Genomic DNA, 12,164 nt, shown 5'->3' with positions numbered 1-12,164 from the left:
CTACCGCCGGTGGCAGGAACACGGCGACCCCCAGGCGGGCGGTCCCGTCAAGCCCGGCACCGCCCGGGGCCGCGCCCACACCCAGTTCAAGGCACCCACAACCAACGCCGCCACCGACTGGCGCCACCAGGCCGCCTGCCGCCAGGAAGAAGCCGACCTGTTCTTCCCCGACGGCAACACCGGTCACTGGCTCATCCAGATCGAAGAAGCCAAGGACGTCTGCCGACTGCGCTGCCCCGTCATGGAGCAGTGCCTCGCCTGGGCCTTCCAGACCGGCCAGGACGCCGGCATCTGGGGCGGACTGTCCGAGGACGAACGCCGCACCATGAAGCGCCGCGCCGCCCGCAACCGCACCCAGGTCGCGTCATGACCGGCCACGCCGGGACCTGCAACCTCCTCGGCGAACACGCAGGCGAAACCCACTTCTACCCCTGCGGCTGGCGCTGCGACACCCACGCCCCCTGGGCCCTCGCAGGCAAGCCCCGACCACAACCCGGACCCGGCTGGCCCGCCGCCCACTTCACCACACCGACCCCCGACGCAGTCGCCGCCGCCATCGACAACCGCGCCATCGCCAGCGGCAAACGCCGCTCCAGCCCAACCGCCTACCGCGCCGCCCAGGCCGCGGTCACCACCCCGAAAGGCACGCCATGACCGATATCAAGTTCGACAGCAAAGTCCTCGAAGCCGTCGCCGAAGCCCTCTCGCCTCACGCCGACGACATGTTCAAGGACCGCGCCGGCCACTGGATGGCCATCGTCGAGTTCGGCCACGTCGAGCGCACCGAACCCGGCATCGAAGGCGACAAGCCCCAGGCCGTGAAGATCCGCGTCACCGGCATCGAGGTCGCCGCCGACGAGTTCACCGACGAGAAGCTCCGCTCTCAGCAGCGCTCCATGTACGAGCGCCGCACCAGCCGCGGAACCCTCTTCGAGAACAAGCAGAGCGCCTGATGCACCGGCGCGCGAGCAGCCCGGCCGTCCGGCAAGGCAAGTGCCGCGGCTGCTCGCGCGCCGTCCTCCGCCAGCTCGTCGACGGGCTGACCGTCAACGCCGACCCCACCGGGATCAGCCGCGACGAGGAAACCGAAGTCCGCAAGGACCCCAACCGGCTCACCTGGTGCCTCATCGACAACAGCCACGGCCCGCCCCGGCTCCGCTGGATCCACTCCTGGCACCCGCCCGACTGCCCCCACCCGCACGTCGCATGCCACCAGTGCCCGCCCGCCGAACCCACCACTCTCTTCTGACCATCGAGGAGTCACCCGGATGAACGCGAACCCCGGGCCCGACCGCCGGCCGGGCCAATGGCCCGTCCCGCGCACCCAGCTCCACGCCGTCGGCGAGGACGAGCAGCAGATGCTCACCCGGGCCCAGGCCAACGCCGAACGCGCCCGCTGGGAACTCACCCTCGGCGCCATCCGCGGCCACCTCGAAGAACAGCCCTCACCCCGCGCCGTCCACGCGACCGGCCGCCTGTGGGCCACCGCCATCGCGCAACTCACCGAAGAGATCGCCACCGCCATGCGGACCCAGACCAAGGAGCGTGGCCAGTGATCACCGAGCCCGAGACGCTCCACAACCTCACCGCAGACGAGCACCTCGTCCACGCCTCCCTGGCCTACCACTACCAGGACATCCCCGGACTGCTCAGCATCTGCTCCGACGCCGACCGCTGGGCCGGCCGACGCTTCCCCACCGACGAACACGGCATCACCGCCGCCACCGACTACGTCATGCAGCTCGACACCCGCCAGCCCAAAGGGATCTACGCCCAGGTCACCACACTGCGCGAACACCCCGCCAAGGGCCGCGGCGGAAAAGACCTCGCCCACGCCGTCACCTTCCTGTGGGCCGACGGCGACTACGGCGACATCGGCCACAAGCCCGGCCTCGACGACATGCCCCACCCGATCGACGCCGACCACGTCCAAAGCATCGTCGCCTCCACCGGCCTCCCCCAGCCGTCCGGCTGGGTCTACTCCGGCGGCGGCTGCAACCCCGTCTGGCAGCTCAACCAGCCCCACATCATCACCGGCGACGACGACCGGACCAGCACCGAACACCTCACCACCGGCATCCAGGCCATCCTCGGCGCCGCCGCCTACAACCACGGCTGCACCTGGGACGTCGGCGTCGGCAACCTCGACCGGCTCATGCGGATCCCCGGCACCGTCAACCGCAAGCACGGCGACCGCCCCACCGGCAGCTTCCCCGGCACCGGCCAGCCCATCGACCTGGCCGTGATGCGCGACGCCGTCACCCGCCTGGAACCCGACGCCCAACGCCTCCTGGAGAAAGCCGCACAGGCCAAACGCGCCCGCCAAGACACCCGCCTCGGCCGCACCACCACCCCCACCCCGACGGCCGCCCGCAAGCCGGCCAACGGCCAGCGGACCACGGGAACCGGCGTCTTCGACATCCTCGCCGCCCACCTCGCCTTCCCCGACATCCTCCAGCCCGCAGGCTGGACCTACCGCGGCACCGCCGCCGACGGCCGCCACAAGTGGCTGCGCCCCGCCGGCACCGAAGGCACAGCCGACTCCGAGTACAGCCTCGTCTGCGACGACCACGTCGCCGTCAACTGGTCCGAGCGCTCCGGGCTGCCCGTCGGCCAGCAGGCCATGGGCAAGAAGCTCACCGTGCCCACCCTGTGGGCCCACCTCCACTACGCCGGCGACGAAAGCGAAGCCGCCCGCGACGCCATCCGCGCCGCCCACGGCCACCAAGCCCGCGGCGCAGCCCGCGCCCTGCCCACTGCGGTCCTCCAGGCCATCGCCGCCAACACCCAGAGCAGCACCCCCACCGCGGCCCCGCAGGCACCCCCCGAGGACATCTGGTGGCCCACCGACGAACCCCACGACCAACCCGACCCCGACGACGCGCCAGACGCATCCGCGCCCCCCACCCACCGGCCCGGCCTCCTCCCCGAAACGTTCTGGGCAAGCCGGCCCGTCTTCCAACACATCCGCCAAGCCGCCCACTCCCAAGGCTGCTCCGGCGACCTCGTCCTCTACTCCACCCTCGCCCGCCTCTCCGGCATGATCAGCCACCACGTCCGAGCCGTCACAGGCATCGGCGGCCGCGCCAGCCTCAACATCTTCGCCGCCATGGTCGGCACCTCCGGCGCCGGCAAGTCCATCAGCGCCGGCGTCAACCGCGACCTCATGCCCGCAGACGACGACTTCCGCGACGGCCTACCCATCGGCACCGGCGAAGGCGTCGCCGAAGCCTTCATGGGCACCGTCGAAGAACCCACCGGCGAACTCCACCAAAAAGGCCCCTACAAGGGCGACCCCGTCATGGCCCGCGTCCGCAAACAAGTCCGCCACAACGCGTTCTTCTACGTCGACGAAGGCCAAACCCTCGCCAAACTCGCCGAACGCTCCGGCAGCATCCTCGGCGAAACCCTCCGCCGCGCCGCCATCGGCGAAGCCCTCGGCCAGACCAACGCCTCCGAAGAACGCACCCGCTACATCGCCCCCGGCTCCTACAGCCTCGGCCTCCTCGCCGGATTCCAGCCGTCCATCGCCACCGTCCTCCTCGCCGACGCCCACACCGGCACCCCCCAACGCTTCTACTGGGGCTGGGCCGACGACCCCACCATCCCCGACGTCCCCCCCGCCTGGCCCGGCCCCATCGACAACCACCCCGGCCGCCTGCGCCCCGACGGGCCCGTCGACATCGTCTTCCCCGACCGCATCCGCAAGATGCTGTGGCAAGACCGCGTCGCCCGCGGCCGCGGCGAAATCGAAGTCCCCGAACTCGACGGACACGCCGGCCTGATGAAGGTCAAGCTCGCCGCCCTGTTCGCGCTCCTCGACGGCGGCCGGCACTTCGTCACCGAAGAAGACTGGTCCCTCGCCGAAACCGCGTGGGCCTCGTCCTGCGCCGTCCGCGACGCCCTCGTCCTGCGCGCCCAGCGCGAAGCCGCCGCAGAGAAGCAGCGCACCGAGGACGCCAAGATCCACGCCGAGCTTCGGTCCCACGCCGCGAAGACCGACGCCGACCTCACCGTCGAACGCGTCGCCCACCTCGTTCGCCGGCACGCCTCCACCGTCGGCGGGGTCACGTTCGGGGCGCTGAAGAAGGCGCTCGCGTCGCGGGATCGCGGGGTGGCTGAGCGGGCTGTGGCGCTCGCGGTCACCAAGGGCTGGGTCTACGAGGAGGGGGACCGGATCTGTGTCAAAACGGGCGAATAGAAGGTGGACAAGTTCCCGTCCACGTCCACCTTTTCCCCCGAGGTGGACAGGTGGACATCCGTCCACCACCCCCTGTCGCGAGGAAATCGGCCTCAAAAATATACGTAACAACTATAAGAAAACGGACATCTTCTCTTTCACGCGACGCGCGAGACACGGGGGGGTGGACACGTGTCCACCTTGTCCACCTGTCCACCTCCTTGCCGACGCAAATAACCAACCCCAAGCCGAGCCAACGCCCCACGGCTCGGAACCAGAACCGGTTCCCGCCGGCCGCGCGCACAGGCCCACCGCCTACCCGACCACCACCAGCCCCAGAAAGGCCACCCGATGACCCCGTACTACGCCGACGACCAGGTCGCCCTGTACTTGGGCGACATGCGGGAGGTGCTGCCCGCGCTCGGCCTGCAGGCCGATCTGGTGCTGGCCGACCCGCCCTACGCCGAGACCAGCCTGGCTTGGGACCGGTGGCCGGACGGCTGGCCCGACCTCGCCGCTTCGGTCGCCAGCAGCATGTGGTGCTTCGGATCGATGCGCATGTTCCTCGACCGGGCGCCCGAGTTCGCGGCCTGGAAGCTCAGCCAGGACGTGATCTGGCAGAAGGCCAACGGGACCGGCTTCGCTACCGACCGCTTCAAGCGCGTCCACGAGATCGCCACGCACTGGTACCGCGGCGACTGGTCCAGCGTGCACCACGACACCCCGCGGCTCGCCTACACCGGCCCGGACAAACACGCTCGCGCCAGGGCATCGCGCACCCCCCACACCGGGGCGATTGGTGCACATCTGTACGCCGACGACGGCACCCGCCTCATGCGGTCCGTCCTCGAAGCCCCGTCCGTCCGTGGCGGGTTCCACCCGACGGAGAAGCCGCTCGGGATCTTGGACCCGCTGATTCGGTACGCCTGCCCCGAAGGCGGCCTTGTCCTGGACCCGTTCGCCGGTTCCGGCAGCACCCTCGACGCTGCCCGCCAGGCCGGACGCCGCGCCATCGGCATCGAGCGCCATGAGCCCTACGCCGAAGCCGCCGCCCGCCGCCTGTCGAACCTGACCCTCGCCATATGACCCGCCGTCCCGGCCGTGTGATGGCCGCGCCCCGCACACCCCACCAAGGAGACCCGACCGTGAACGACCGCCCCGCCACCGCCGACCACGCCCGCATGATGCGCCTCGTCGATCAGCTCTCCCCGGAGACCCGGGTCCGCCTCGCACAGCGCCTTGACGACCGGTTTCACGAGATCACCGGCACCCCCCGAGCCGACGAGGCCGAGGACACCAGCCACATCACCGACTCCGTCATCGACGACTGGGCGGAGGGCCGGCGATGAGCGCCTACGCGGTGATCGCCTGCGACGTCGAGTCGGACGGGGGCGACCTCTGCCTGGCCGAGTTCTACCCGCGGGGGTTGTCCTGCACCGCCACTGAGACCCGAGCCGACGCCCGCCGCCAGGGCTGGCACCGCACTGCCGACCACCGCGACATCTGCCCTGCCTGCTGGCAAGCCGGCCAGCGATGACCCCCTGCACGTCGCCCCCGCGCTCGTATCGCGGGGGCGACGCCCGCCCAGCATCCACCAAGGAGCGAATCATGACCACGCCCGCCGACTTCGACGGCTGCGCCCGAGCCTGCCGAAAGCCCCGCGTCCACACCCTCGTCTGGGGCGAGTGCGAGCACGCCCCCGAGTCCGCCCGGCCCGAGCCGACCGTGAGCATGTCGCACGTCTTCGTCGACTACGACGGCCACAACTCGATCGGCTTCGACTCGTACACGCTGCAACAGCTCGCCGACCTCATCGAGCTCGCGCTACGAACGGTGCCCGTCCGCCTCGGCCCCAACGCGCTGGCCATGCTCCAGCGCGGCGAGACCGTCGGCTTGTCCGGCGGCGAATACGCCGACCTCGCCCGAGCCGCCGCCGACGCCATCCTCAACCGCAACGCCGCCCCTGTTGCCGGGTTTGACGTTGAGGCACGGACCTGCGGGGACGCCCAGTGACCGGGCCCACGCTCAAGCAGCTGCTCGCCCTCGTCAACCGGGCCGAGCGCGGCGTGCTGCTGGCCGGTGAGGCGGTGATCCTGCGGGACGCGCTGACCGCGTTGGACGCGGCGCGGCGCAGCGCGGGCGGGCTGCAGGCCGCGTTGCACACCGAGCGGGCGCGGGTCGCCCGGGTGCGGGAGCTGCACCAGCCCGCGCCGTGCGGCAACGCCCGCTGCAAGGAGGGCCAGTGGTGCTTCGGGTGCGATCCGGACAGGGCCACTTGCGCTGACGCTCCCTGGCCCTGTCCCACGATCACCGCACTCGACGGCCGCCAGGAGCCCGCTGGAGCGCCCGGCAGCGCCCCGGACGCCCTGAGCCCCACCGAAGCCGCCACGCACGCCACACGGCCCGCAGGAGACCCGCGATGAGCCATCCCGCGCCCGACCCGAACCCGTCCCGCCGCACCCAAGCCCTCACCCTCCTCGACGCCGGACGCAAACCCGCATCCGTCGCACTCCGCCTCGGCGTAGCGCGCGCCACGATCTACCGCTGGTGGCGCGCCGCCCGCAGACAGCGAGGCGAGCTGTGACCCAGGGCCACGCCGTCCTCACCGGCGCCGTCTGCGCGGGCGCACCCACCGCCGGCGCGCTCCTCGTTGTCGCGGCCTGCCTGATCCGCGACCACTGGCGCGCCCTCCTGCCGTGGCTGGTCGTCGCCCTCGCCATTACGGCCGTGATCGCGGCCGCCGCACTCATCGACTGAACGGAAGGACCACCCGCCATGGGCTGGAACAGCGCCAACCGCATCTTCGAACCCGTCGCCCAAGCCCTCATCGACACCGGTGCCACCCCCGAGGTCAAGCGCAAGGTCCTCGGCGACCTCATCAAGGAACTCCAGGACGGCGACTGGGACACCGAAGACGAGTGCCTGGAGGACTTCCTCGACGACCCCGCCATCGTCCAGGCATTCGCAGACAGCGACGTCCATCTCTCCGACCGCCGCTGCTGCCGCGTCCTCCTCGCCGACGACCCGCGTGCGCAGCTGCACGCCATGCGGTCCACGGACGCCACCGAGTCCGAGATGGACCGCGCCCTCGACGCCTACGCCCATCAGCTGGCCGAGCTGCTGCGCAAGGACGCCGACCTGCGCCAGACCGAGGGGGAGCAGGACCTCGCGCGGTACGGCCGGGAGCTCGCGCACTACATCGACCCGACCGTCCAGAAGCCCTGACCCGCCTGGCCCGGCCGCCACCGCGCGCGGCCGGGCCCCAAGCCCCGGAGCACCACGTGACCAACCCCATCGACCTCCTCAAGCGCACCGAGCACTACCTCTCCGCCCTCCACGGCAGCGTCGGCCGCCACGACAACCTCGCCGCCAACTACGCCTGCGCCGGCTGCGAACTCCGCGACCAGATCCAGGCCGCACTGTCAGCCCTGGCGACGCTCAACAGCAAGCCCGGGGCGATCGACCGCGTCCGGCAGCTCCACGCCCGTGTACAGCCCGCATCCGGCAGCCCGGCCTACTGCGCGCACTGCGTCGAGTGCGAGGACCGCGCTCCCTGGCCCTGCGCCACCATCCGCGCACTCGACGGCCTCCCCGAGCCCCAGGAGCCCCAGGAGCCCGCCGATGTGTAGAGCCGCCCGCGCAGCCACCGCAGCCGCCCTCACCCTCGCCTTCGCCCTCGGCGCGCTCGCCCTCACCGCATGGCTCGCCGGCCACGACGCGTACACCGCGCGCGTCACACCCCACCCGACACCGAACCAGGAGCCCCGACCGTGAGCAGCCTCCCCCCGCCGCCCAACACCCGCCCCTACCGCCGCGCCTCCGAGCCTTGCGGCGACGCGATGCGCACCTTCACCGACACGACCGTCCAGCGCTGGCGGCAGATCGGCTGGCACGGCCAGAGCGGAGCCTTCTACGCCCTCGACGAGCGTCCGGCCGACCACGAGCCGGGCAGCTTCGCCCCGCTGTGGCTGCTGGCCGACAACGACCCGCGCCTCATCGACGACGCTCCGGCCGCGACCGAAGCCGAGACGACCTCCCGTGTCCTCTCCGCGCTCCACCGCTCCGCCGAGGAAGACGTCACCCGGGTCATCGACCTGTACGAGCGGTGGACGAAGGCCGGGCCGCCTCCGATTGGCACGTCGATCGCCCGCTGGTGGGACGCCCGGCTTGTCGAGCTGCACGGCGCGATCGCCAACACCGCGAACGAGCCCAGCTCGTGAGCGGCCTGCACGTCCTCCTCGACGGCGAGTGGCAAGCGGTCCCCGGCGTCGCGGACTTCGCCTGGGACATGCCACCCGAGCCGCCGTCACCGCTTGAGCTGGCACTCGCGATCCTCCGCCCGGACCTCGCCACCGTCCCCGTGTACCGACAGGAGCCCCGCTCGTGACCGGCACCGACCTCGCCGCCGTGATCGCCGTGTGCATCACCGCGATCATCTGCACCGGCCTCTGGGCCTCGACCAAGACCACCCGCAACCGGAAGGACCAAGACCGATGACCGAGCAGGCCGAGACATTCCGCGACGCCGTGTACGAGGCCCTGAGCATCGCACCCGGCCAACTCCCCGAGACCGCCATCAGTGCCATTCATGGCAGGGCCGCCACCATCCGGGAGCAGCAGCAGCGTGCCGAGCAGGCAGAGGCGGAGCGCGACGGCGCGTACCGCGAACGCGCCCACCTCGTCGCCCTCCTCGCAGCCATGACCGAAGGCGCCGTCATCGCACCCGCGCCCGACGTCGAGGACGCCGGCTGGCAGATCGCCCACCTCAAGATCGGCGGACACCAGGCGTCCTGGCACATCAGCCCCCGCGATGCCGACCTGTTCGTCCACGTCGAGCACGTCACTGTCGGCGACCGGCGCGCCCAGTGGGACGGCCACACGACCGACGAGAAGTACGAGCGGATCCGCCAGGAGACCTACGACCGGGCGTGCACGGTGCCGGCGCCCGGCGCGCGGATCGTGCTGAACATCCAGGGCGACGGCGACAGGTTCACCGAGTTCGTCCGCGAGTACGTCCGGAGGAGCGGCGACGGTCGCTGACATGACGAAGGGCGCGCCCACAACCTCCCCAGGCCAGGCGCGCCCCACAACACCGCAACGCTCCAACCCTACGGAAAAGGACCGGAGACCGTGAGCGACTTCAACCTGCGGCAGATCGTCCGCGACGTCCTCGCCGCCAGCACCATGGCCGACCCCCGCGACCTCGCCGCCGAGGTCTACGGCCGCATCCCGCCCGACGACTACGGCACCGCGCTCGCCCAGTGCCTGCCGGACGTGGTGCGGGAGCAGATCCGCCAGTCCCGCAACCTGACCACTGCGCCCATGGCTGAGACCCCGGGCGGACGTGCGGCCCCGGCGCGGTCAGCGAAGGTGTCAGGCATCCGCGCGATGTGGGCGCAGCGGCTGCGTGAGCGCATCCACATCGGCCCGGCGGCGTCGGACTGGAGGCTGCTGGGTGACTGCGGTTTCGATGAGCTGATGTTCGCTGCGGCCGAGCGGCGGGAGCTGGCGGTGCGGAACGCGGCGAAGGCCGAGGAGTACCAGGAGTTGGCGGAGGCGCTGCGCACGGCGGGCGTGGGCAGGGTCCGGGATCTGCCTGCGGAGACGCTGCGGGCGAAGTTCGAGAGTGAGGCTGCGTGATGGCTCTAGACTTTCAGGCAGGCACCAGCGGCCACCGGTCTTGCGATCCCCATACCTGTACCGCTGCTGGTACCGCAGATTTCCCCGGCGGCCAAAGTAGGTCCGCGACCCACACTGCCAGCGCTGTCGGGGAGCAGGACACGCCAGCACCGGCCACAGCCCGTGCGGACCCCTTGGTACCCGCGCTGGTGCTGGCGTCCACCCCCTGGACCGACAGCAACGCCCCGCTCCTCGCGCTCCTCGCCGACGCCCTCGACGACATCGAGCGGACCCGCATCGCCAACGAGAACCGCCTCCGCCAGCTCACCCGCGACGAGCCCGACAGCGACGGCGAGGAACGCGGCTTCGGCCTCACCCTCGATCAGCCCCAGGTCGCCGCCCTCGCGGACATCGTGGACGCGCTCGGCAAGATGGAGCACGCTTCGACCCTCAACCTTCAGCGCGCTGTGCGGAAGCACCCACTTGGGCCGTGGGTGAAGGCGACCGTAGGCGTGGGGGAGAAGCAGGGCGCTCGGCTGATCGCTGCGATCGGTGACCCGTACTGGAATACGCTGCATGACAGGCCGCGACTCGTCTCGGAGTTGTGGGCGTACTGCGGCCTCCACGTTCTCCCCGCCGCCCATGTTCACGACGGACCCCTGAGGACGTTCGGCGGCGGGGGCCAGACTCACCCCGGCCATGGTGGACTCGACTCCCACTTGTCGAGCGCCGGGGTGATCAAGCAGGGCGACCCCGGCCATAGCCGGATCGGCTCCCACGCAAAGCCCGCTGGGGTCGCCCCCACCCGCGCACGAGGCCAACGCGCCAACTGGTCCACCACAGCCAAGACCCGCGCGTACCTCGTCGCCGAGTCCTGCATCAAGCAGGCCCGCTCCCCGTACCGCGCCGTGTACGACGCTGGCCGGGCCAAGTACGCCGACGCGCTACATCAGACCGCCTGCCGCCGCTGCGGCCCGTCTGGGAAGCCCGCAGCGGTTGGGACGCCCTTGTCCGCAGGACACCAGCACGCCCGCGCCATGCGCCTCGTCATGAAGGAAATCCTCAAGGACCTGTGGCTGGAGTCCAAGCGCCTCCACGAGACCGCCTGAGACGCGACCGGGGCGCGCCTGAAGTCTTCCCGGACCGGCGCGCCCCTCGGTGCCGATCATTGTACCGCCCCATGTACCACAGGAGCAGCGATGACCCGCACCCCCATCGACAACCTCACCCTCGTCACGGCCCACTGGGGCGACCTCCACGACATGCTCACCACCCACCACGGCACCACCTGGCCCCCCTCCGCACGCCTCCGCGACCACCTCGCCACCCTTACCACGGCCGAACGCGACGAGCGGGCCCAGCGCCGCATGGACGAGCGCGCCGACAGCACCCCCGACGCCCTCGGCGAGTCCCCGGCCCCGATCCGCCTCACCGTCCTCGACACCATGCGCGACGTCCAACAGGCCCTCGTCTACTGCGCCGACGTCACCGCCGCCGAAGTGCAGCGCCCGCCCATGCGACCGGCCCCGCGCGGCGCCGGCTGGACCCCCGCCGAGATCGCCGCCCGCGACCAACTCGCCGCAGCCGACGCCGAGGACCCCCGCCGCTGGACGTGGCCCGTGCTCGCCCGCGGCGCCAACGAGGCCGCGACCCGGCCGTACCGGGAGCGGCTGGGCGGGCCGCCGACGGCACGGACCGCGAAGGAGGCCGCGAACTGGCTGATCCGGCGCCTCAACGGGGAGCCGGGCCCGTTCGTGCCATTGTCGGGCCGCCAGCGGGACGAGATCGCGGGCGTGGCGCGCCAGGTCGCGGAGCAGGTGACGCGGGCCCTGGACCTGGTGCGGGACGCGGTGCCGTTGCCGGAGCCGTGCCCTCACTGCCGTCAGAGCTTGCTGCTGCACGGGGGAGATGGGGCGCCGCCTGCCGTGTCGTGCGTGGGCTGCGGGCGGACGTGGACCGCCGAGACCGAGACAGCTGCCTGAACCGAAGGAGAAGACCATGACCGAACAGCCCACCGTCGATCCGAAGCTCGACAAACTCACCCACGGGAAGGCTTCTTCGTATAACCGCGGGTGCCGTTGCGACCAATGCCGCGCCGCAGCGACAGAACGCGCCCGAAAAGGCCGAAAGGAAAGGCGGTCGAGGCTATCCACCGCCACTTTCAAGCACGGTGCGGCGGCCTACTCGAACTGGGGGTGTCGCTGTGAAGTGTGTACTGCCCAGCACTTGGACTTGATCCGACCTGCTGTTGCGCGATACGGAAAGCGGAACCCTGAGCGGGCGGCACAGGCCCAACGCCAACTGCAGTCCAAGACCCTGGAACGCGCTACGCGGCACTACGCGCACTGGACGGGGCCGGAATTGGA

At 71.3% G+C, this 12,164-nt stretch carries 21 protein-coding genes and 1 pseudogene; all 22 read left to right on the top strand.

All coding sequences use genetic code 11. The features are described 5' to 3' along the window. Positions 1-115: 115 nt before the first annotated feature. Positions 116-370 (top strand): annotated as a pseudogene (locus ACIP64_RS19815) (WhiB family transcriptional regulator); the annotation flags it as partial. Further along, on the top strand, positions 367-654 hold the full coding sequence (locus ACIP64_RS19810) for a hypothetical protein (RefSeq protein ID WP_401588236.1): 288 nt from the start codon (positions 367-369) through the stop codon (positions 652-654). The pseudogene ACIP64_RS19815 and the gene ACIP64_RS19810, both read left to right, overlap by 4 nt. Continuing rightward, positions 651-953, top strand: coding sequence for a hypothetical protein (locus ACIP64_RS19805; RefSeq protein ID WP_401588233.1), 303 nt, complete (start codon positions 651-653; stop codon positions 951-953). Before ACIP64_RS19810 ends, ACIP64_RS19805 begins: the two co-directional genes overlap by 4 nt. Further along, positions 953-1,249 carry a hypothetical protein gene (locus ACIP64_RS19800; RefSeq protein ID WP_401588230.1) on the top strand — a complete coding sequence of 99 codons (297 nt, stop codon included), beginning with the start codon at positions 953-955 and terminating at the stop codon, positions 1,247-1,249. The genes ACIP64_RS19805 and ACIP64_RS19800 overlap by 1 nt, the downstream gene beginning before the upstream one ends. A gap of 19 nt (positions 1,250-1,268) precedes the next feature. Then, positions 1,269-1,556, top strand: a complete 288-nt coding sequence (locus tag ACIP64_RS19795) for a hypothetical protein (RefSeq protein ID WP_401588228.1) — start codon at positions 1,269-1,271, stop codon at positions 1,554-1,556. Continuing rightward, on the top strand, positions 1,553-4,201 hold the full coding sequence (locus tag ACIP64_RS19790; RefSeq protein ID WP_401588225.1) for a hypothetical protein: 2,649 nt from the start codon (positions 1,553-1,555) through the stop codon (positions 4,199-4,201). The genes ACIP64_RS19795 and ACIP64_RS19790 overlap by 4 nt, the downstream gene beginning before the upstream one ends. A 330-nt stretch (positions 4,202-4,531) precedes the next feature. Then, positions 4,532-5,266, top strand: a complete 735-nt coding sequence (locus ACIP64_RS19785) for a DNA-methyltransferase (RefSeq protein ID WP_401588222.1) — start codon at positions 4,532-4,534, stop codon at positions 5,264-5,266. A 59-nt stretch (positions 5,267-5,325) separates the two neighbouring features. Continuing rightward, the gene (locus ACIP64_RS19780; RefSeq protein WP_401588219.1) at positions 5,326-5,529 is read left to right on the top strand and encodes a hypothetical protein; all 204 of its coding nucleotides are present in this window, start codon (positions 5,326-5,328) and stop codon (positions 5,527-5,529) included. Further along, positions 5,526-5,717 (top strand): hypothetical protein, encoded by a 192-nt coding sequence (locus ACIP64_RS19775; protein WP_401588216.1) that lies wholly within the window; start codon positions 5,526-5,528, stop codon positions 5,715-5,717. Before ACIP64_RS19780 ends, ACIP64_RS19775 begins: the two co-directional genes overlap by 4 nt. 71 nt (positions 5,718-5,788) lie before the next feature. Further along, entirely contained in the window at positions 5,789-6,193 is a 405-nt protein-coding gene (locus ACIP64_RS19770; RefSeq protein ID WP_401588214.1) for a hypothetical protein, read from the top strand. Then, entirely contained in the window at positions 6,190-6,603 is a 414-nt protein-coding gene (locus tag ACIP64_RS19765) for a hypothetical protein (protein WP_401588211.1), read from the top strand. Before ACIP64_RS19770 ends, ACIP64_RS19765 begins: the two co-directional genes overlap by 4 nt. Beyond that, positions 6,600-6,764 carry a helix-turn-helix domain-containing protein gene (locus ACIP64_RS19760; RefSeq protein ID WP_401588208.1) on the top strand — a complete coding sequence of 55 codons (165 nt, stop codon included), beginning with the start codon at positions 6,600-6,602 and terminating at the stop codon, positions 6,762-6,764. The genes ACIP64_RS19765 and ACIP64_RS19760 overlap by 4 nt, the downstream gene beginning before the upstream one ends. Further along, entirely contained in the window at positions 6,761-6,937 is a 177-nt protein-coding gene (locus ACIP64_RS19755; protein WP_401588205.1) for a hypothetical protein, read from the top strand. The genes ACIP64_RS19760 and ACIP64_RS19755 overlap by 4 nt, the downstream gene beginning before the upstream one ends. Positions 6,938-6,955: 18 nt before the next feature. Further along, on the top strand, positions 6,956-7,405 hold the full coding sequence (locus ACIP64_RS19750) for a hypothetical protein (protein WP_401588203.1): 450 nt from the start codon (positions 6,956-6,958) through the stop codon (positions 7,403-7,405). 56 nt (positions 7,406-7,461) lie between these two features. Further along, on the top strand, positions 7,462-7,809 hold the full coding sequence (locus ACIP64_RS19745) for a hypothetical protein (RefSeq protein WP_401588200.1): 348 nt from the start codon (positions 7,462-7,464) through the stop codon (positions 7,807-7,809). Continuing rightward, positions 7,802-7,954: a hypothetical protein gene (locus tag ACIP64_RS19740; RefSeq protein WP_401588197.1), complete on the top strand. Its 153-nt coding sequence runs from the start codon at positions 7,802-7,804 to the stop codon at positions 7,952-7,954. Before ACIP64_RS19745 ends, ACIP64_RS19740 begins: the two co-directional genes overlap by 8 nt. Then, positions 7,951-8,400 carry a hypothetical protein gene (locus ACIP64_RS19735; protein ID WP_401588195.1) on the top strand — a complete coding sequence of 150 codons (450 nt, stop codon included), beginning with the start codon at positions 7,951-7,953 and terminating at the stop codon, positions 8,398-8,400. Before ACIP64_RS19740 ends, ACIP64_RS19735 begins: the two co-directional genes overlap by 4 nt. Then, complete coding sequence (locus ACIP64_RS19730; RefSeq protein ID WP_401588192.1) at positions 8,397-8,567, top strand: hypothetical protein; 171 nt, start codon at positions 8,397-8,399, stop codon at positions 8,565-8,567. The genes ACIP64_RS19735 and ACIP64_RS19730 overlap by 4 nt, the downstream gene beginning before the upstream one ends. Positions 8,568-8,673: 106 nt before the next feature. Then, positions 8,674-9,219, top strand: a complete 546-nt coding sequence (locus tag ACIP64_RS19725) for a hypothetical protein (RefSeq protein WP_401588189.1) — start codon at positions 8,674-8,676, stop codon at positions 9,217-9,219. A 90-nt stretch (positions 9,220-9,309) separates the two neighbouring features. Continuing rightward, positions 9,310-9,819 (top strand): hypothetical protein, encoded by a 510-nt coding sequence (locus ACIP64_RS19720; protein WP_401588186.1) that lies wholly within the window; start codon positions 9,310-9,312, stop codon positions 9,817-9,819. Positions 9,820-9,992: 173 nt separating this feature from the next. Next, entirely contained in the window at positions 9,993-10,907 is a 915-nt protein-coding gene (locus ACIP64_RS19715; RefSeq protein WP_401588183.1) for a hypothetical protein, read from the top strand. A 90-nt stretch (positions 10,908-10,997) separates the two neighbouring features. Then, complete coding sequence (locus tag ACIP64_RS19710) at positions 10,998-11,780, top strand: hypothetical protein (RefSeq protein WP_401588180.1); 783 nt, start codon at positions 10,998-11,000, stop codon at positions 11,778-11,780. The last annotated feature ends 384 nt before the right edge of the window (positions 11,781-12,164 follow it).

Origin of the sequence: Streptomyces sp. NPDC088733, from assembly GCF_044751185.1 — a bacterium.
Classification (GTDB): Bacteria; Actinomycetota; Actinomycetes; order Streptomycetales; family Streptomycetaceae; genus Actinacidiphila.
This window is presented reverse-complemented; position numbering and strand designations above follow the sequence as displayed.

Excerpts from the sequence above, each read along its gene's own strand:
- ACIP64_RS19775 (WP_401588216.1), top strand. The coding sequence starts at position 5,526 with ATGAGCGCCTACGCGGTGATCGCCTGCGACGTCGAGTCGGACGGGGGC.
- ACIP64_RS19710 (WP_401588180.1), top strand. The coding sequence starts at position 10,998 with ATGACCCGCACCCCCATCGACAACCTCACCCTCGTCACGGCCCACTGG.
- ACIP64_RS19770 (WP_401588214.1), top strand. The coding sequence starts at position 5,789 with ATGACCACGCCCGCCGACTTCGACGGCTGCGCCCGAGCCTGCCGAAAG.
- ACIP64_RS19805 (WP_401588233.1), top strand. The coding sequence starts at position 651 with ATGACCGATATCAAGTTCGACAGCAAAGTCCTCGAAGCCGTCGCCGAA.
- ACIP64_RS19795 (WP_401588228.1), top strand. The coding sequence starts at position 1,269 with ATGAACGCGAACCCCGGGCCCGACCGCCGGCCGGGCCAATGGCCCGTC.
- ACIP64_RS19760 (WP_401588208.1), top strand. The coding sequence starts at position 6,600 with ATGAGCCATCCCGCGCCCGACCCGAACCCGTCCCGCCGCACCCAAGCC.
- ACIP64_RS19750 (WP_401588203.1), top strand. The coding sequence starts at position 6,956 with ATGGGCTGGAACAGCGCCAACCGCATCTTCGAACCCGTCGCCCAAGCC.
- ACIP64_RS19800 (WP_401588230.1), top strand. The coding sequence starts at position 953 with ATGCACCGGCGCGCGAGCAGCCCGGCCGTCCGGCAAGGCAAGTGCCGC.
- ACIP64_RS19810 (WP_401588236.1), top strand. The coding sequence starts at position 367 with ATGACCGGCCACGCCGGGACCTGCAACCTCCTCGGCGAACACGCAGGC.
- ACIP64_RS19785 (WP_401588222.1), top strand. The coding sequence starts at position 4,532 with ATGACCCCGTACTACGCCGACGACCAGGTCGCCCTGTACTTGGGCGAC.
- ACIP64_RS19725 (WP_401588189.1), top strand. The coding sequence starts at position 8,674 with ATGACCGAGCAGGCCGAGACATTCCGCGACGCCGTGTACGAGGCCCTG.
- ACIP64_RS19740 (WP_401588197.1), top strand. The coding sequence starts at position 7,802 with ATGTGTAGAGCCGCCCGCGCAGCCACCGCAGCCGCCCTCACCCTCGCC.